The sequence below is a fragment of the Paucidesulfovibrio longus DSM 6739 genome, from assembly GCF_000420485.1.
GTDB classification, from domain to species: domain Bacteria; phylum Desulfobacterota; class Desulfovibrionia; order Desulfovibrionales; family Desulfovibrionaceae; genus Paucidesulfovibrio; species Paucidesulfovibrio longus.
In genome coordinates this window covers 329,137-344,852 of record NZ_ATVA01000015.1, presented here as the reverse complement: position 1 = coordinate 344,852, position 15,716 = coordinate 329,137, and the positions used below count along the sequence as shown (strand labels likewise).

11 protein-coding genes are annotated in these 15,716 nt (G+C 65.9%); 6 read left to right on the top strand and 5 right to left on the bottom strand.

The window, feature by feature from the left end:
* Positions 1–109: 109 nt before the first annotated feature.
* Positions 110–3,301 (bottom strand): hybrid sensor histidine kinase/response regulator, encoded by a 3,192-nt coding sequence (locus G452_RS19450; RefSeq protein WP_022662621.1) that lies wholly within the window; start codon positions 3,299–3,301, stop codon positions 110–112.
* 349 nt (positions 3,302–3,650) lie between these two features.
* Between G452_RS19450 and G452_RS19445 the strand changes: the two genes are divergently transcribed.
* Entirely contained in the window at positions 3,651–5,189 is a 1,539-nt protein-coding gene (locus G452_RS19445) for a DEAD/DEAH box helicase (RefSeq protein ID WP_022662620.1), read from the top strand.
* Between the two features lie 79 nt (positions 5,190–5,268).
* Here G452_RS19445 and corA read toward each other — a convergent pair whose 3' ends face one another.
* The 3 genes from corA to G452_RS0112560 form a co-directional block, all read right to left on the bottom strand.
* Positions 5,269–6,330 (bottom strand): magnesium/cobalt transporter CorA, encoded by a 1,062-nt coding sequence (gene corA, locus G452_RS0112570; protein WP_022662619.1) that lies wholly within the window; start codon positions 6,328–6,330, stop codon positions 5,269–5,271.
* A 1-nt stretch (position 6,331) separates the two neighbouring features.
* A complete protein-coding gene (locus G452_RS20725; RefSeq protein ID WP_081650602.1) occupies positions 6,332–7,453 on the bottom strand; it encodes a mechanosensitive ion channel family protein in 1,122 nt (373 codons plus the stop codon).
* A 141-nt stretch (positions 7,454–7,594) separates the two neighbouring features.
* Positions 7,595–8,053, bottom strand: a complete 459-nt coding sequence (locus tag G452_RS0112560) for a response regulator (protein ID WP_022662617.1) — start codon at positions 8,051–8,053, stop codon at positions 7,595–7,597.
* 243 nt (positions 8,054–8,296) lie between these two features.
* Here G452_RS0112560 and G452_RS0112555 point away from each other — a divergent pair, with 243 nt between their 5' ends.
* Complete coding sequence (locus G452_RS0112555; RefSeq protein WP_022662616.1) at positions 8,297–9,418, top strand: glycosyltransferase; 1,122 nt, start codon at positions 8,297–8,299, stop codon at positions 9,416–9,418.
* Here the strand turns inward: G452_RS0112555 and G452_RS0112550 are convergent.
* Positions 9,415–10,836 (bottom strand): hypothetical protein, encoded by a 1,422-nt coding sequence (locus G452_RS0112550; protein WP_022662615.1) that lies wholly within the window; start codon positions 10,834–10,836, stop codon positions 9,415–9,417. The genes G452_RS0112555 and G452_RS0112550 overlap by 4 nt on opposite strands.
* Positions 10,837–11,007: 171 nt before the next feature.
* Between G452_RS0112550 and G452_RS0112545 the strand changes: the two genes are divergently transcribed.
* Genes G452_RS0112545 through G452_RS19435 form a run of 4 tightly spaced genes read left to right on the top strand, consistent with a single transcriptional unit; the run spans position 11,008 to position 15,690 of the window.
* Positions 11,008–11,979, top strand: a complete 972-nt coding sequence (locus G452_RS0112545) for a glycosyltransferase family 2 protein (RefSeq protein ID WP_022662614.1) — start codon at positions 11,008–11,010, stop codon at positions 11,977–11,979.
* A 22-nt stretch (positions 11,980–12,001) separates the two neighbouring features.
* Positions 12,002–13,141 (top strand): Coenzyme F420 hydrogenase/dehydrogenase, beta subunit C-terminal domain, encoded by a 1,140-nt coding sequence (locus G452_RS0112540; protein WP_022662613.1) that lies wholly within the window; start codon positions 12,002–12,004, stop codon positions 13,139–13,141.
* A complete protein-coding gene (locus G452_RS0112535) occupies positions 13,134–14,099 on the top strand; it encodes a lysylphosphatidylglycerol synthase transmembrane domain-containing protein (RefSeq protein ID WP_022662612.1) in 966 nt (321 codons plus the stop codon). The genes G452_RS0112540 and G452_RS0112535 overlap by 8 nt, the downstream gene beginning before the upstream one ends.
* A complete protein-coding gene (locus G452_RS19435) occupies positions 14,086–15,690 on the top strand; it encodes a hypothetical protein (protein ID WP_022662611.1) in 1,605 nt (534 codons plus the stop codon). Before G452_RS0112535 ends, G452_RS19435 begins: the two co-directional genes overlap by 14 nt.
* Positions 15,691–15,716: the final 26 nt, after the last annotated feature.

Genomic DNA, 15,716 nt, shown 5'->3' with positions numbered 1-15,716 from the left:
TCGGCGATGATGTATTCCAGCTCTTCTTGCGCACCGGGAAAATCAAAGGCCGCAAGTTTTTGCGCCAACCGATCCGTGTGATCCGGATGCACCGCGCGCAGATTGTCGATTATTCCGTAGAGATGTCCGCGAGTTCGATGAGCTCTCGAAGCTCGTCCAGCGGACCCTGCAAGTCCGGCAATTCCTCGAAGTTCGGAGGAGTCCTTCTTTTCTGGGGCGAAGCAGGGGAGGCCACGTCCGGAAGGGCGAGTTGCATCGCCTGCACGAAACTCGCGATGGCTTCCTGCAATTCGGCCAGGGAAAAGCCGAGGTCGGCTTCGGGATCCTTGAGCAGGCCTTCAAGCCGCGTTGCCGCCTTTTCCACGGCGACCACGCCGATGTTTCCGGCCACGCCCTTGAGCGCATGTATCTGCCGCTGCGCTCCGGCCCGCTGTCCCTTGCCGAGCATGCGCTCGATGTCCTGGAGCATGTCGCCGCATTCCGAGGCGAAGTTGCGCAAGAGCCGGATGAGCAGGTTCTTGTTGCCCCGCAGGCGGGTCAGGGCGCCGTGGACGTCCACGCCCTGGACGCAGAGCTCCCCTTCGCAGATGTCGTCGTCTTCCGTGGGGCGCGGGTGCACGTTTTCTTGCGGCCTGCTCACATCCACCCAGCGGCCGAGGGTGAGCATGAGCTTGTCCGGATCGATGGGCTTGGCCACGTAGTCGTTCATGCCCGCGGCATGGCAGCGCTTCATGTCCGAGCTGAGGGCGTGGGCCGTCATGGCGATGATGGGAAGGCGGTCGAATTCCGGCGAGGAGCGGATCATGCGCGTGGCCTGATATCCGTCCATTCCCGGCATCTGGATGTCCATGAGCAGGGCGTCGTAATGCTTTTCGAAGACCATGCGCACGGCCTCTTCTCCATTTGCGGCCACATCTGCGCTGAGTCCCGCGCTTTCCAGAATCTCCAGCGCCACCTGCTGGTTGATGGCGTTGTCTTCCACGAGCAGCAGATGCGCGCCCTGGATGGCGTCGGGCACGCCCGCGGCGTTCTGGTGGCGCGGAACGCGCGGGGGTACCCCCGTATCTTCCGTTTTGGAGCTGATGAACAGGGACATGATGGTGTCGAAGAGGATCGAGCGGTTGAAGGGCTTGAGCATGAACCCGTCCAGGGCGAGCTGCTCCGCCCGGTGCATGGCTTCGTCCTGGCCGTGAGCGGTGAGCATGATCACCTTGGGAGGAGGGGAGAGCTTTTCGTCGCTCTTTATCCTGGCGGCCAGGTCGAGTCCGTCCATGCCGGGCATGCGCCAGTCCGTGACGACCAGGCGGTAAGGATCGTTTTCCGTATGGGCCTTTTCGAGCAGCGTAAGCGCCGTGAACGCGCTTTCCGCAGCGTCGCAACGAAATCCGAACGTTTCCAGGATCTTGGTCAGCACCACGCGGGAGATGTTGTTGTCGTCCACGGCGAGGATGCGCATCCCGCGCATTTCAATGGGCGATAGAAACTGGTCCCTGGTTTTTCCGGGCTGGATTGCAGCGGAAATGCGGAATGAAAACCGGCTGCCCTTGCCGGGAGCGCTGTCCAGGGTTATCTCGCCGCCCATCAGCTCCACGATGCGCTGGCTGATGGTCAGGCCCAGGCCGGTTCCCCCGAACTTGCGGGTGATGGAGCCGTCGGCCTGGTTGAAGGGGTGGAAGAGATTTTTGGCCTGTTCCGGCGTGATGCCGATGCCCGTGTCGCGCACCGCGAATTCCAGCAGTGCGGTGTCCCCGTGGCGCTCAATGAGGTCCACGCTCAGGAGGACTTCGCCTTTCTCGGTGAATTTGACGGCGTTGCCCAGGAGGTTGAGCAGAACCTGGCCGAGCCGGTGCGGGTCGCCAAGGAGATTGTTCGGCACCTCGCTGCGGACCATGACCACGAGTTCGAGGCCTTTCTCCTCGGCGTTCAGGCTCACGATGCTCACGGCGTTGTTGACCACGTTGTCGAGCTGGAACTCGGTGTGTTCGAGCACGAGCTGGCCGGATTCGATCTTGGAGAAATCCAGAACCTCGTTGATGATGCCGAGCAGGGATTTGGCGGAGAGATCTATTTTGCGCAGATAGTCCTGCTGCTTGGGGGTCAGCTCCGTGCGCAGGGCCAGATAGGTCATGCCGATGACCGCGTTCATGGGCGTGCGGATTTCATGGCTCATGCGCGCCAGAAATTCGCTCTTGGCCCTGTTGGCGTCCACGGCGAGCTGGCGGGCGGTTTCCAGGTGGGCGCGGGCGCGGACGTTGGAGCGCACCAGCCGTGCGCGCATGGACGCGGCGAAAAGGGATATGAGCAGGCCGCCGAGAAAAAGGGTCGCGTATTTTTCCTGCCTTTCCTTGTGGAAGTTCATCACCTTGGCCGGAACGAAGCTGAGGATCTTCCATTGCCGCGCGTCCAGGCCGCGGCGCGCTCCTGCGGCGGGAGGAGCCGCGAAAACCGTGGAATAGGTATAGAGTCCTTCGGGTTCTTCCAGCTGCCCGTTGAAGGTGTTGCTGATACGTTCCCAGGCCTGGGGCCGGGCGTGCGCGAAGGAGCGCGTCTCGCGGCCTTCGTACATGAACGCCCATTCGTCTTGGGGGCTGGGGCCGAGCAGGTAATAGCCGTCCTTGTTGAGCATGATGGGCACGGCGCTGGCGCGGAGCGCGGTCCTGCGCACGGCGTCGCGCAGACGCTGGCCCAGGTAGTTGAGGATCAGTACGGCCTGGAGTTTGCCGTTTTTGTCGCGCAGGCTCATGCCCACGCGGATCATGGGCTTGATGGGCTGTTCGATCCTTCCGTGCTCCACGTTCAGGTCGAAGGGGGAGACGTAGATGTCTCCCTGTTGAAGCTTTGCGGTTTCCTGGAAATAGTAGCGGCTGGCCTTGTTCTGCAATTGGTCGTGCGGCACTGCCTTGGGCGAGCCGTTGTCGTAATTGATGCGCACCAGTTCCATTCCGTCGGGGGAGAGCAGCCGGATCTGGTCGTAGAAATCCGTTATCCTGGCCAGGGCGATCATCTCGGATTCGAGCATGTGGCTGGACTCGGCTTTTCCCGTCATCAAATAATCGTGCAGCTCGTAGTGGCTGGCGAGCAGGCGGAGGTCGTGGTAGACGCTGCGCATCTCCCGGATCACGGAACGGGAGAGCGCATTGACAGCGGTGGTCTGCTCCCGGAGCAAGAGAGTGTGCTTTTCCCGGACATCCTGGCGGTAGAGGGTATAGACTCCCGCCGCGGTGACGAGTCCGAGACAGATGAAGGTCAGCAGGAAGCTGCGCGCGGTGGCGGCGAATTCACGTTCGAGAGTGGTCGGCATGGCGCTCCTTGGACAGAAGTGGCGGCTCGGATGATGACAGAGCGTAGCAAGGCGGGCTGATTATGTGTGTTATATTTTATGCGTCAGTATGTAATCGCTTACGTTGAGTTGATTTTCCGGGAAGAGAGAAGAGGGTTTACAATCCTTTCAGGATGTGTATATAGGAACGAACTCAGCGTGACTGGACATGCGCCCCAGCCGCCGCGAATTCGCGGTCGCCGACTTTGTTCCCACACCGGACCAAGCTCCGCCTCGTCCCAGAGCCTTCGCCTGATTCAAGCCGAGAACCTCGGCTGCGTCGCCGCCGTCACGCGTGGCGACCGAGTTTCCTTTTATTCCAGGATATACTGTGAATTTTGATTCCTTTTCGTTCGACGAGCGCATCCGCTCGGGCATCCGCGCTTGCGGTTACGTTTCCCCCACCCCCATCCAGGGACGCGCCATTCCGGACGTCCTCGCCGGTCACGACGTTCTCGGCCTGGCCCAGACCGGAACCGGCAAGACCGCGGCCTTCGTGCTGCCCATCCTGCAACGTCTGCTGAATACCGACGCGCCCAAGCAAGGCCCGGTGCGCGTTCTCGTGCTCGCGCCGACCCGCGAGCTGGCGCTCCAGATCCATGAGAGCTTCGTGGCCCTGGGCAAACAGACCGGCATCCGCAGCTCCGCCGTTTTCGGCGGCGTGGGCGTGGTTCCCCAGATCAAGGCGCTTTCCCGCTCCACGGTCTGCGTGGCCTGCCCGGGCCGACTTCTCGACCTGCTCAATCGCGGCGACGCCGATCTTTCCCAGGTGGAAACCCTGGTCATCGACGAAGCGGACCGCATGTTCGACATGGGCTTTCTGCCGGACCTGCGCCGGATTCTCGGCCGCCTCCCGCGCGACCGTCAGAACCTGCTCTTCTCCGCCACCATGCCGCGCGAGATCCGCTCGCTGGCCGACGGCGTCCTGCGCAACCCGGTGACCGTGCAGGTGGACAACAACGCGCCGGCCAAGACCGTCAGCCACGCGCTCTACCCCGTGCCCTCGCACCTCAAGCCCAATCTGCTGGAGGCGCTCCTGCGCAAGACCGAGCACGACTGCGTGCTCGTCTTCACCCGCACCAAGCACCGCGCCAAATCGCTGGCCCGCAAGCTTGAGAACCGGGGCTGGGCCGCCACTTCGCTCCAGGGCAACCTCTCGCAGAACCGCCGCCAGGAGGCCCTGGAAGGGTTCCGGCGCGGCAGCTACCGCATCATGGTCGCCACGGACATCGCGGCGCGCGGCATCGACTGCGAAAAGATCTCCCACGTGATCAACTTCGACCTGCCGGACACGGCGGAAACCTATACCCACCGCATCGGCCGCACCGGCCGGGCCGAGCGCAGCGGCGAAGCCCTGACCCTGGTCACGGGCGAGGACGAGCTCCAGGTGCGCGCCATCGAGCGCATCCTGGGCAGCAGCATCGAGCGCCGCAAGCTGGACGGCTTCGACTACAGCGCCGCCGGACAGCGCCCGGATCCGCGCGACGAGGCCAGAGGCCCCGCGCGCAACGCCGGACGCAACAATGGCCGCGATAACGGTCGGAACGCCGGCCGGGGCGGCGGGCGCGGCGCAGGTCGAAGCTCCGCGCAGCCCCGCGCGGCCCGGGAGGCTTCCGGACAGGAGCGCGGCACCGAAGGCCGCGCCGCTCGAAGCGTTTCGGACGACCGCATCGCACGGGACAATCCCTACGCGCGTACGCTGCCTCCCCTGGAGCAGCCGCAGCGCGCGGGCGCGGCCCGCAGCGGACCCGCCCGCAGCCGCGACGGCGAGGAAGATCAGGGAGCCGGACGTTCCCGCCGCGGCAGACGCGGCGGCCGGGGAAAATCCCGGAACGCCGCCCAGGGCGCCCCGCAGCGCCGCAACGCGTAAGCGTCTTCATTCGGATTAAAAAAAGCCCCGGTTTCCGGGGCTTTTTTTTGGTCGTTCGGTTCGGCGCGGGGACAGCGCGTCAGAGCCAATCCTTGCGCTTGAAGTACAGGAGCATGCTGCCCGCGACCACGCTCATGAGCAGCAGCAGGGCGGGATACCCGAAACGCCAGCGCAGCTCCGGCATGAACTCGAAGTTCATGCCGTAGATGCCCGCCAGGAAGGTCAGGGGGATGAAGATGGTGGCGATGAGCGTGAGCAGCTTCATCACGCTGTTCATGCGCATGCCCTGGAGCGAGATCTGCACGTCGAGCATCCCGGTCAGGATTTCGTGCAGGGCCTGGACCGCGTCCGCGACCTGGGCCGAGTGTCCGCGCACGTCGTGCAGGTAGGGCAGGACGTCGGGCGAGAGCAGCTCCTCGTCCGGGTCGCCGAGCTTGTCCAGGATGTCCCGCGTGGGCAGAGTCAGGTTGCGCAGCAGGATGACCTCGCGCTTGAGGCGGTAAAGCTCCAGCAGGCATTCCTCGCTGGGCTTGCCGTCGAGCCGGTCTTCCAGATCCTGGGCCGCCTCGCTCATGCTGCCCAGGGTGACGTATTTGCGGTCCACGACCGCGTCGAGCAGGGCGATGAGCAGATATTCCGGCCCGGCCCCGCGCATGCGCCCGCGCCCCTTGCGCAGGCGGCCGAGCACCCCTTCCCAGCGGGGCGATTCGTCCTCCTGGAAGGCGACCACGGTGTTGCCCGTCAGGAACAGGCAGAGCTGCTGGGACTGGAGCTTGATTTCCTCCGGGTCGAAGCTCACGTCCCGCAGGACCAGAAAGATGCCGTCCTCCGGAAGCTCCATGTGCGGCCGCTGCGTGGTGTTCATCACGTCTTCCAGCAGCAGGGAATGCATTCCGAACCATTCGCCCACCCGGAGCATGATGCCGCTGTCGTGCACGCCGGAAAGCAGCAGAAACCGGGTCTTGCCGTCTTCCAGGACGGGCTTTTCCCCTTGCGGATCAAGGCAGGTCTCTTCCAGGCCGTTTTCGTCGTAGGCGAAGTGCAGCAGCGTGGGCGAGAAGCCGTGTTCGCGCCCGGCGTAGATCAGGGTGCCGGGCGGCTGGTGGCTCTTGACCTCGCGCCATTTCAGAAAGTCGAACATGTCAGCTCCTGGGCGGCGGCGGGGTGTTCCCGGCCAGGTGTACGGTGCGCGTCGGGAAGGCGAAGTCCACGCCTTCCTGCTCGAAGCGGCGGACAAGGCCGAGATGGATGGCCTGTTGCGCGTCCATGTAGTCGAGGTATTCCGGAGTGTTCAAAAAATAGACGACCTCGAAGTCCAGGCTGGAGTCGCCGAAGCGGAAGAAGTGCGCCCGGTCGAACTCGCAGCGGGGAACCTCCGAGATGATTTCCCGGACCCAGCCGGGAATGGCGGCGAGCACGTCGTGGGGCGTGGAATAGACCACGCCGAAGAAAAACACGGCCCGCCGCCGGGTCATGCGCCGATAATTCTTGACCCTGGAACTGGTCAGGTCCGTGTTGGAGATGATGATCTGCTCGCCGTCCAGGCTGCGGATGCGCGAGGTCTTCAGCCCGATGTGCTCGATGTTGCCGCGGATCTGGTCGTTGACCAGGATGAAGTCCCCGATCTGGAAGGGGCGGTCGAAAAGGATGGCGAAATAGCTGAAGAGATCGCCGAGCACGGCCTGCGCCGCAAAGCCCACGGCCACGCCGGCCACGCCCAGGCCCGCCATGATCGTTCCGATCTCGACCCCGTAGTTGTCGAGCAGGAAGACCGCGGCCAGGATGTAGGCCACGCCCTTGACCACGGGCAGGAGCACGCGGCTCTTGTGTTCGGCAAGCGAGGAGCCGCGCCGCCGGAGATAGAGTTCCAGCGAGAAGCGGAAGCCCGAAAAGCTCAGGCTGATGGTGGTCACGGTCAGTGCCGCGAGGAAGATGTGGCCGATCCAGCGTTCCGATACCGGCCCGAAGGGCACGAAATGCAGCGCGGCGCGCAGGGAGGTCAGCAGCAGGAGATTGCGCAGCCAGCTGCGCGTGTGGGACATGATTTCCGGGTCCATGCCTCCGCTGCGCCGCTCGGCCCAGCTTTCTGTCCTGCGCCAGGAAACGCGCAGCAGCCAGAGGGAAAGGCCGAGGAAGAGGACCAGGGCGACGGCAGCGAGCAGGATTCCGGCCAGGATTTGCTGGCCGGGGGACGAAAGGCCGACCCAGGAGGCGAAGCTGTCCGTCAATTCGGCGATGCGTTCTTGGGGCAGGGGGGATGGCATTGCAGCAGAGTAGCGCAGACGGACGAGGCCCGCAAGGAGGGGGAGGGCGGCGCCTTCGGCGCGGCGGCCCGAGTGCGCCGAAACGCAAAAAGCCCGCTTGGGGCGGGCTGAAGCTCGTGTCGCGTTTCTCTCGCGGGGGGGTCAGTTGGCCCGGTGGTTCCAGCCGAGCCAGTAGAAGCCCAGGTCCGAGAGCAGGCTGTTGAAGTTGGAGAAGTCCACGGGCTTGACGAGGTAGCTGTTGGCGTAGCGCTTGTAGGCGTCCTGCACGTCGCTGTCCGCCTCGCTGGTGGTCAGGATGACCACGGGGATGGAGCGCATTTCCTCGTTGTTCTTGATGGTCTTGAGAACTTCGAGCCCGTCGATCTTGGGGAGGCGCAGGTCCAGCAGGATCAGGCCCGGACGCGGGCTCTTTTCCGGGTCTTCGTAGTCCCCCCTGCGGAAGAGGTAGTCCAGCGCCTCCTCGCCGTCCTGCACGTGGCAGATGCGGTTGAGCATCTGCTGCTCCCGCAGGCCGCGAATCACAAGTTCGGCGTGGGCGTCGTTGTCTTCAACAAGCAGGATGGTCATGGCCTCTCCGGAAACCTCGTCGATGCTCAGCATTTTGTCTGCTCCATCTGCGGAACCGCTCCGGAAAGCCCCTGTGGAGCCCCTGTGGAGCGGACGAATTTCATACATGAACATTGTTGACCAAGACCGGAAAAAGGTCAATCACTCCCTGGCGTGAAAATGCGCCCGCAGGATATTCCAGCCGGGGCGCGCGAGGGGCCGCGTTGCAATCCATGCCCATTCTGTTAGGGTGGCCCCGCCGCGCCGCCCGGCGCGCAAGAAGGGGGAAAACGCATCATGTCCAGTCCTGAAAAAATCCGGGTCGCCTACGTCATCGGCGGATTGCCCTTCGGCGGGGTGGAAAACTGGCTCTACGACCTGGGGCTCGCGTTCCAGGACGATCCGGACGTGGAGGCGCACATCGTCAACGTGTCCGGAACGGGCCGCAAGACCCGGGAATTTTTCGACGCCGGGCTGCACGTGGTCTGCACCGCGGACAGCAAGAAGGTTCTCAAGACCCAGCGGCTCTCCACGGCGAGCAACGTGCGCAAGGAACTGGTGCGCATCCGCCCCCACATCGTGCACACGCTCCAGTTTTCCGGCGACTATTTCGGCAGGCTGGCCGCCTGGGGCCTCGGCGTCCCGGTCATCACCCACATCCGAAACGTCAAAAGCGAGCGCAAGCTGCACCGCCGCCTGATCAACAAGCTGCTCTCCTTTCGCACGGACCTCTATCTTTCCGTATCCAAGGCCGCCCTGGAAACCATCCGGCGCGAACACAACCTCGCCCGCAGGCCCATGCAGGTGCTCTACAACGCTGTGGATCCGAGCAAGCTCGACGTGCCCGCGCACGATCTCCAGGCGCTCTTCGGGCTGGACGGTCCCGTGATCCTGGGCGTGGGGCGGCTGGTGGAGCAGAAGAATTTCGACAAGCTGCTGCGGGCTTTCGCCCTGGTCCTGAAGGACATTCCGGACGCCGGGCTGGTCATCCTGGGCGATGGTCCCCTGCGCAACGACCTGGAGCAGCTCAAGAGCCAGCTCGGCCTGGACGGCAGGGCCGTGCTCGCGGGGTATCGGCCCAACTCCGAGGTGCCGCGCTTTTTGCGGGCGGCCTCGCTGCTGGCCATGCCCTCGGACTACGAGGGGCTGCCCGTGACCCATGTGGAGGCGATGTTCTGCGGGCTGCCCGCGGTCATCTCGGAGCACGTTCCGTCCATCGAAATCGCGTCCGAGTGTTCCCTCGTCTGCACCACCGAGCCGGAAAGCATCGCGGCCCGGCTCGTGGAACTGCTTTCGAACCCGTCTCGCTGCACGGAAATGTCCGTAAGTGCGAAGCGCCTCGCCGAGAACTACACCATGACCCGGTACGTGGCCCGGCTCAAGGACATCTACCGGACCCTGCTCGGCGAAGGCTCCTAGGGCGCTGCGCTTCCCGCGCCGACCCCGCGCCCGGCCCGCTTCTGCTGGCGCAGCCAGAGCCCGTGGGCCAGGGCGACCATGAGCAGCACGGAACCCACCGAATTGTAGCGGGTGATGTTGTGCGTCACCAGCGAGTCGAAGCCCCACATGGCCATGAGCGGGGCGTAGACGGCCAGGGTTTCCCATTGCCCCCGCCGCAGAAGCCCGAAGACCACGCGGAAGCAGACGAACCAGATCAGCAGGTTGAGCACCGAGAGATTGCCGTCGATCATGCCCCGGTAGGTGATGGCGGGCAGGGTCTTGAGGTAGTTCCAGGGGTGGGCGAGAATGCGTTCCGCAGCCTCCCGGAACTGGATCTGGTCGGCCTGGGCGCGCGGATACTCTGCCTCCAATTCCCCGCTGCGGCGCAGGGCCGCCGCGTAGTAGCCTTCCTCGCGCACGAGGTTGCGGTATTCCGCCGGAGGGATCAGGCTGGGCAGCAGCTCGTCCCGCAGCTCGCTCATGCGCGTCCAGTAGAGGAACGAGGCCAGGTTTTCCGTGTCGGACATCATTACGTAGCGCGAGCGCAGGTCCAGGGCGATGCCCGCGCGCTCCGTGATGAAGCTGCGGCCGAAGCGTTCCTGGTTGCGCATTTTCCACGGCGTGACCACGGCGGCCATGACCACGCACATGGCCAGCGCCCCCACCAGAAGCCTGCCGAAGGCGGCGCGTTCCCTGCGGCGCATGATCGCCACGAACACGGCGAACAGCGCGCAGGCCGGGCCGCAATACCACCACTGGGCCCGCGTGAGCGCGAGCACGCCCAGGCAGAGCCCCGCCGAGAGAAACCAGCCGATGCTGCGCAGGCGCACCGCCTGGTAGAAGAGCAGGCTGAACCCGGCCAGAATCACCGAAGCCACCAGTTCCGAATAATAGCGGTTGACGTAGCTGCCCAGGAACGGGTGCAGCATGGTCAGGACGAAGGCGGCGTAGCCCCAGCGGCGGTCCCCGGTGATGCGCGCGGCCATCCACATGGCCATGAACGCGGCTCCGAGATAGAGCAGCACCTGGGCATACTTGACCACCCGCAGGATCTTCGGGCCGTGGTTCTCCTCCAGGCCGGAGGAGGCGGGGTCGAAGAGCCAGCCGAAGCTGTCCGCGCGCAGGCCGGGCGTGGCCTCGAAAATGGCGGCCAGAAAGAGCGGGTAGACCGGCGGCCGGTAGGCGTCCAGGTTCGTGGGCGGCTCCGGGCTGTGCTGCATGGAGAAGGCGCCGTGCCGCTGGAGATGATAGGCCGTGGAAAGGAATTCGCGGGCGTCGCCGCCCACGCCGCTGTCGTCGACCTTGGCGCCGTGCAGCAGGCAGAAGGCCAGGGCCAGGAGCACGCAGAACACGAGGTGTCGGCGGGCGGGAGGCAGGGAGTCGAACAGGGACGGCATGGCGGTTTCTCCTGGGAAATGTGGCAAGGCCTTTGGGCGCCGGGCAAATCGCGCGCAGGATAGCCGAAACCCGGCCCGCGGTCGAGAGGCGCGCTTGCCCCGGCCCGGCTGATGGTCTAGGATCGGGGGCTGACCAAAGCAAAGCCGTTCAACCTATCTCCGGGGCCGCATATGACCACCCTGTTCATCCAGATTCCCTGCTACAACGAAGAGCAATCCCTGCCCGTGGCCCTGGCCGCGCTGCCGCGCGAGATTCCCGGCGTGGACGAAGTCCGCTGGCTGATCATCGACGACGGGAGCACGGACCGCACCGTGGAGGTGGCCAAGGCCCACGGCGTGGACCACGTGGTGCGCCACACCCGCAACCTCGGACTGGCCAAGGCCTTCATGACCGGGCTGAACGCCTGCCTGGAGCTGGGCGCGGACATCATCGTGAACACCGACGCGGACAACCAGTACTGCGCGGACTGCATTCCCGACCTCGTGGCCCCGATCCTGCGCCAGGAGGCGGACATGGTCGTGGGCGCGCGGCCCATCACGGAAATCGAACACTTTTCGCCCCTGAAGAAGATGCTTCAGAAGATCGGATCGTGGGTCATCCGCAAGGTCAGCTCCACGCCCGTGCAGGACGCGCCGAGCGGCTTTCGGGCCTTCACCCGCCGCGCGGCCATGCGCCTGAACGTCTTCAGCGAATACACCTACACCCTGGAAACCATCATCCAGGCCGGACAGGCCCGCATGGCCGTGATCTCGGTGCCCGTGGAGGTCAACGAGAAGCTGCGCGAGTCGCGGCTGATGAAGAGCATGCTTTCCTATCTGCGCAAGTCGCTCTCCACCACGCTGCGCATCTTCGTGACCTACCGGCCCGTGAAGTTCTTCATGGGCGTGGGCGGCGTGCTGTTCGGAATGGGCGGGCTGCTCTGCCTGCGCTGGCTCGTGCTCTACCTCATGGGCACGGACAGGGCGCACGTGCCCAGCCTGATCCTCGCCGCGATCCTGCTGCTCTCCGGCTTCGTCTGCGTGGCCATGGGCGTGCTGGGCGAGCTGACCGCCGTGAACCGCAAGCTGCTCGAAGACGTCCGCCAGCGGGTCATGCGGCTCGAGCTGGACGGGGTCAAGCCCCGCGCCAGGGACGGCGAGTAAGCGCAGCCAACCGGAGCCGACCATGTCCAAAGCACCTGGCAGAAGGCCCGAACCCGCCGACGGCCCCCAGACCCGCCCCGGACACGTCATCCGCGCCCGGCGCATCGACGTGCGCCGCAATCAGGGCAAGCGCGGCCTGAAGAACGCGCCCGGACGCAGGGAAATCGCTTCCGGCGACTACGACCGCGACTGGCTCCTGGGACCGGTGCGGAGCATGTTTCTGGGGCGGGCCGCCGATCCCGTGGCGCGCGACGCGGCGGCGTCCGGCGGGGTGCTGACTGCGGCGCTCTGCGCGCTGTTCGCCCAGGACAAGGTGGACGCCGTTCTGGCCGTGGGCTTTGCCCCGGACGATCCCGTCACGCCGCGCTATCTCGTGCTCGCCTCGCCCCAGGCCGTGCTGGCCCAGGCCGGGTCGGTCTACAGCTTCATTCCCGCCTCGGAGCTTCGGCGCGCCGTCCTGGAGGCGGCCAAGGCCGGATACGCGCGGCTGGCCGTGGTCTGCCAGCCCTGCCTCGTGCCTGTGGCGCGGCGCTGGCAGGCGCGCGGCGAGTTCGGCGTGCGCGCGGTGCTCAGCTTCTTCTGCGGCTGGAACATGTCCCACGAAGCCACGCATTATCTGCTGCGCAAGGCCAAAGTCCTGCCGGAGGACGTGCGCAGGCTGGGGTATCGCCGCGGCCCGTATCCGGGCGGGTTCGGGGTCACGGCCAGGGACGGGCGCGAAGTGTGCTTCGGCAAGGAAAGCTACGAATTGGTGAACATGCAGTTCGTGCGGCCCGGCTGCGCGGCCTGCACCTTCTACATGGGCGAGGGGGCCGACCTCGTCTGCGGGGACGCCTGGCTGAAGGGGCACCGCAATCTGACGGCCGTTCTGGCGCGCACGCGCAAGGGGCTCAAGCTGCTCGAAGCCGCGCGGGCCAGGGGCGGCGTGGAGCTTTTCGAGCTGGAGGAGCGCACCCTGCTGCACATGCACCTGCCCAACCTGCGCTACAAGAAGTATGGCCTGAGCCCGCTGATGGGCGCGGTCACGCATTTCTTCAATCGGCGGCTGCCCAAGCCGCTCGCCCCGTTCCGGCTGCTTTCCCTGCTCTCGCGTTTGCGCCGCTCCGTGAAGGTGGGCGTGCGGGTCGGCGAGCTGAAGCGGGTGGAGGGGCCGCTTGTCTAGGCCTGCCAAGAGACGTTTCTCCGGCAGGATCAAGCTGCTCCTGACCGCCGCGTTCAGCCTCGCGGTGCTGGCCGCGCTCTATTCCCTCGTGGACGTGGCCGCGCTGGGCCGGACCCTGCGCCGGGCCGATCCGCTCTGGCTGGCCGCGTATCTCGGCCTGCTCGCGCCGCAACTGCTGCTGGCCGGGCTGCGCTGGCGCCGCATCGCCTCGGCTTTCGGCGGGGTGCGGCTCTCCCCAGGCCGGGCCTTCTGCCAAACCCTCGGCGGCTACAGCGCCAACCTCGTGGTGCCCGGCAAGATGGGCGAAATGGTCAAGGGGCTCTGGCTGTTCGTGGAAGGCCGCAAATTTCTGCCGTATTTCCTGGTCGTTCTGGAGAAGGTCTTTGACCTCCTGGCCACCTTGGCCATCCTGACCCTGGCGCTGCTCCTGATTCTGCACGCGCCGCAATTCCAGCCCCGGAGCGTCGTGCTCGCCCTGCTTCTGCCCCTGCTCGCCTGCTGGGCAGTGGGCATTTTTCTGCTCGGCCGCATGGACCTGCTGCTTCGTCTCGCGGTTCGGCTGCTCTTCAAGGGCGACGAGCAGCGGCTCAAGCCCGCCTGGGACGCGGTCTGGGCGCGCAAGGCCGACCTCGTGCTGGTGGCGGTGCTTTCCCTGCTGCTCTGGGCCGTGCAGGTGCTGCAATTCTGGTGCATGTTCAAGGTGTTCGGGGTCACGACTCCCCTGGACGAACTGTATGCGGGCGCGCCCCTGGCCCTGCTGGCGGGCATCCTGCCCCTGACCACCGCGGGCGTGGGCTCGCGCGACGCGGCCCTGCTCTGGTGGTTCGGTCCGGCCCTGGGCATGGAAACCGCGCTTTCCGTGGGCATTCTGTCCGTGGCCCGCGTGCTCTTGCCGGGCGCGCTGGGTCTGCCGTGTTTCTGGTACGAGATGAGGAGAAGGCCGCATGAGCGAGGCTGAAGCGCTGCAAGGCGCACTTTGGGACGTTTTGCGGCTGCATGCGCCGCGCATTCTCACGCAGATGGAGCGCGATCCGGACTCGCCCTGGACGGGCTGCTTCGACCGCGATTTCTGGCATTACAAGATGCGGGACTTTTCCTCCATGATTCTGCAACAGGGGCTGCTCGTGCTCCAGGTGCTGCACCGCTCCTCCCTGCTGGGAAACCCTCTGGCCGGAAATCCCCGCGTGCGGGAATGGATCGACGCGGGGCTGCGTTTCTGGGCTTCGCGCCAGTTGCGCGGCGGCGGATTCGACGAATATTATCCGCGCGAGAGCGGCTACCCGCCCGCGGCCTTCAGCCTCTACGCCGTGGGCCTGCTCCTGCGGGAGCAGGGAGGCAGGAAGGTGGAGCCCGCGGTTCTGCGGGCCGTGCAGGGCTGCGTGGACTGGCTGCTGGCCCACCCGGAGCGGAACGCGCTGAACCAGGAGGCCGCGGGGCTGGCCGGACTGGCCCTGGCCGCGCGGCTGCCGGGGGTGCGCGTGGACGCGGTGCGCCTGGAGGAACGGCTGAGCGCGTTTTTCGCGGCCCAGAGCGAGGAGGGCTGGTTTCCGGAATACGGCGGTCCGGACCTGGGCTATCTCTGCGTGACCCTGGACTGCCTCTGGGACTATCTGGAAGTGACCTCGGACGAGCGCGCCCTCGCGGCCATGCGCCGGGCAGCGGGCTTCATGGCCTGGATGCTCGCGCCGGGAGGCCGCCTGCCCGTGATGGCCAATTCGCGCAATACCGACTATCTCGCGCCCTACGGGCTTGTCCGGCTGGGCGCCACGGATCCGGCCGCCTCGGCCGTGGTCCGGGCCATGCTCGCCAGAGCGGCGGAACCGGACCATTATCTGCACGCCACGGACGACCGCTACGCCTGCCATTATCTGTTCCAGTCCCATTTTCGCGCCCTGGCGCACCTTCCGGCCCTGTGCGCGCCTTCGCCTCTGCCCTGCGAGGCCGGAGGCGAGGAGTTTTTCGCCCATTGCGGCATCTACGCGCGCCACGCATCCGGGCAAAGCCTGTTTTTCGCGGGGCGCAAGGGCGGCGTCTGCTATCTCTTCGAGCCGGACGGCCTGCTGGACGCGGATTTCGGCTGGCGCGCGGCCAGGGCCGGGAAGATCGCGGCCACGCACTGGCAGTCGGACCAGTGGGAATGCGCGCTGCTCCAGGAGGACGGGGAGACCGTGCTGCTGACGGAAGGTCCGGTGACGCTGCGGGGATTTTTCGCCAGCACGCCCCTGCGCCACGCCGCCTTGCGCATGTTCAGCTTTTGTTTCGGCAACCGTCTGATCCCCTTCTTGAAAAGCCGGATGATCTTTCGCGGCGGCGGCTGCGGACTGCGCTTCGAACGCAGGCTGCGGCTCGCAAGGGGGGAGGGGATTCTGGAAGACGCGCTGTCGGGCGCGAGCGCCGGGGAGTTGGAATGGAAACCCGCCCCCCATGCCAGCCTGCGGCACGTGGCCAGCGCGGCGCGCTTCTGCGCGGAAGAGCTTTTGCCCGATCCTGTCTGGGAGTCGGACGGCGATGCGGACCGCTTCGCCGCGCGCAGGCGGCTCAACGGGTAGGGAAGGGTTTTCCGAAGACGGCCCCT

Bases quoted from the DNA above. Each gene is read 5' to 3' on its own strand.
- G452_RS19435 (WP_022662611.1), top strand. From the start codon at position 14,086: ATGAGCGAGGCTGAAGCGCTGCAAGGCGCACTTTGGGACGTTTTGCGG.
- G452_RS0112550 (WP_022662615.1), bottom strand. From the start codon at position 10,836: ATGCCGTCCCTGTTCGACTCCCTGCCTCCCGCCCGCCGACACCTCGTG.
- G452_RS0112540 (WP_022662613.1), top strand. From the start codon at position 12,002: ATGTCCAAAGCACCTGGCAGAAGGCCCGAACCCGCCGACGGCCCCCAG.
- G452_RS19450 (WP_022662621.1), bottom strand. From the start codon at position 3,301: ATGCCGACCACTCTCGAACGTGAATTCGCCGCCACCGCGCGCAGCTTC.
- G452_RS0112555 (WP_022662616.1), top strand. From the start codon at position 8,297: ATGTCCAGTCCTGAAAAAATCCGGGTCGCCTACGTCATCGGCGGATTG.
- G452_RS0112560 (WP_022662617.1), bottom strand. From the start codon at position 8,053: ATGCTGAGCATCGACGAGGTTTCCGGAGAGGCCATGACCATCCTGCTT.
- G452_RS0112545 (WP_022662614.1), top strand. From the start codon at position 11,008: ATGACCACCCTGTTCATCCAGATTCCCTGCTACAACGAAGAGCAATCC.
- corA (WP_022662619.1), bottom strand. From the start codon at position 6,330: ATGTTCGACTTTCTGAAATGGCGCGAGGTCAAGAGCCACCAGCCGCCC.
- G452_RS20725 (WP_081650602.1), bottom strand. From the start codon at position 7,453: ATGCCATCCCCCCTGCCCCAAGAACGCATCGCCGAATTGACGGACAGC.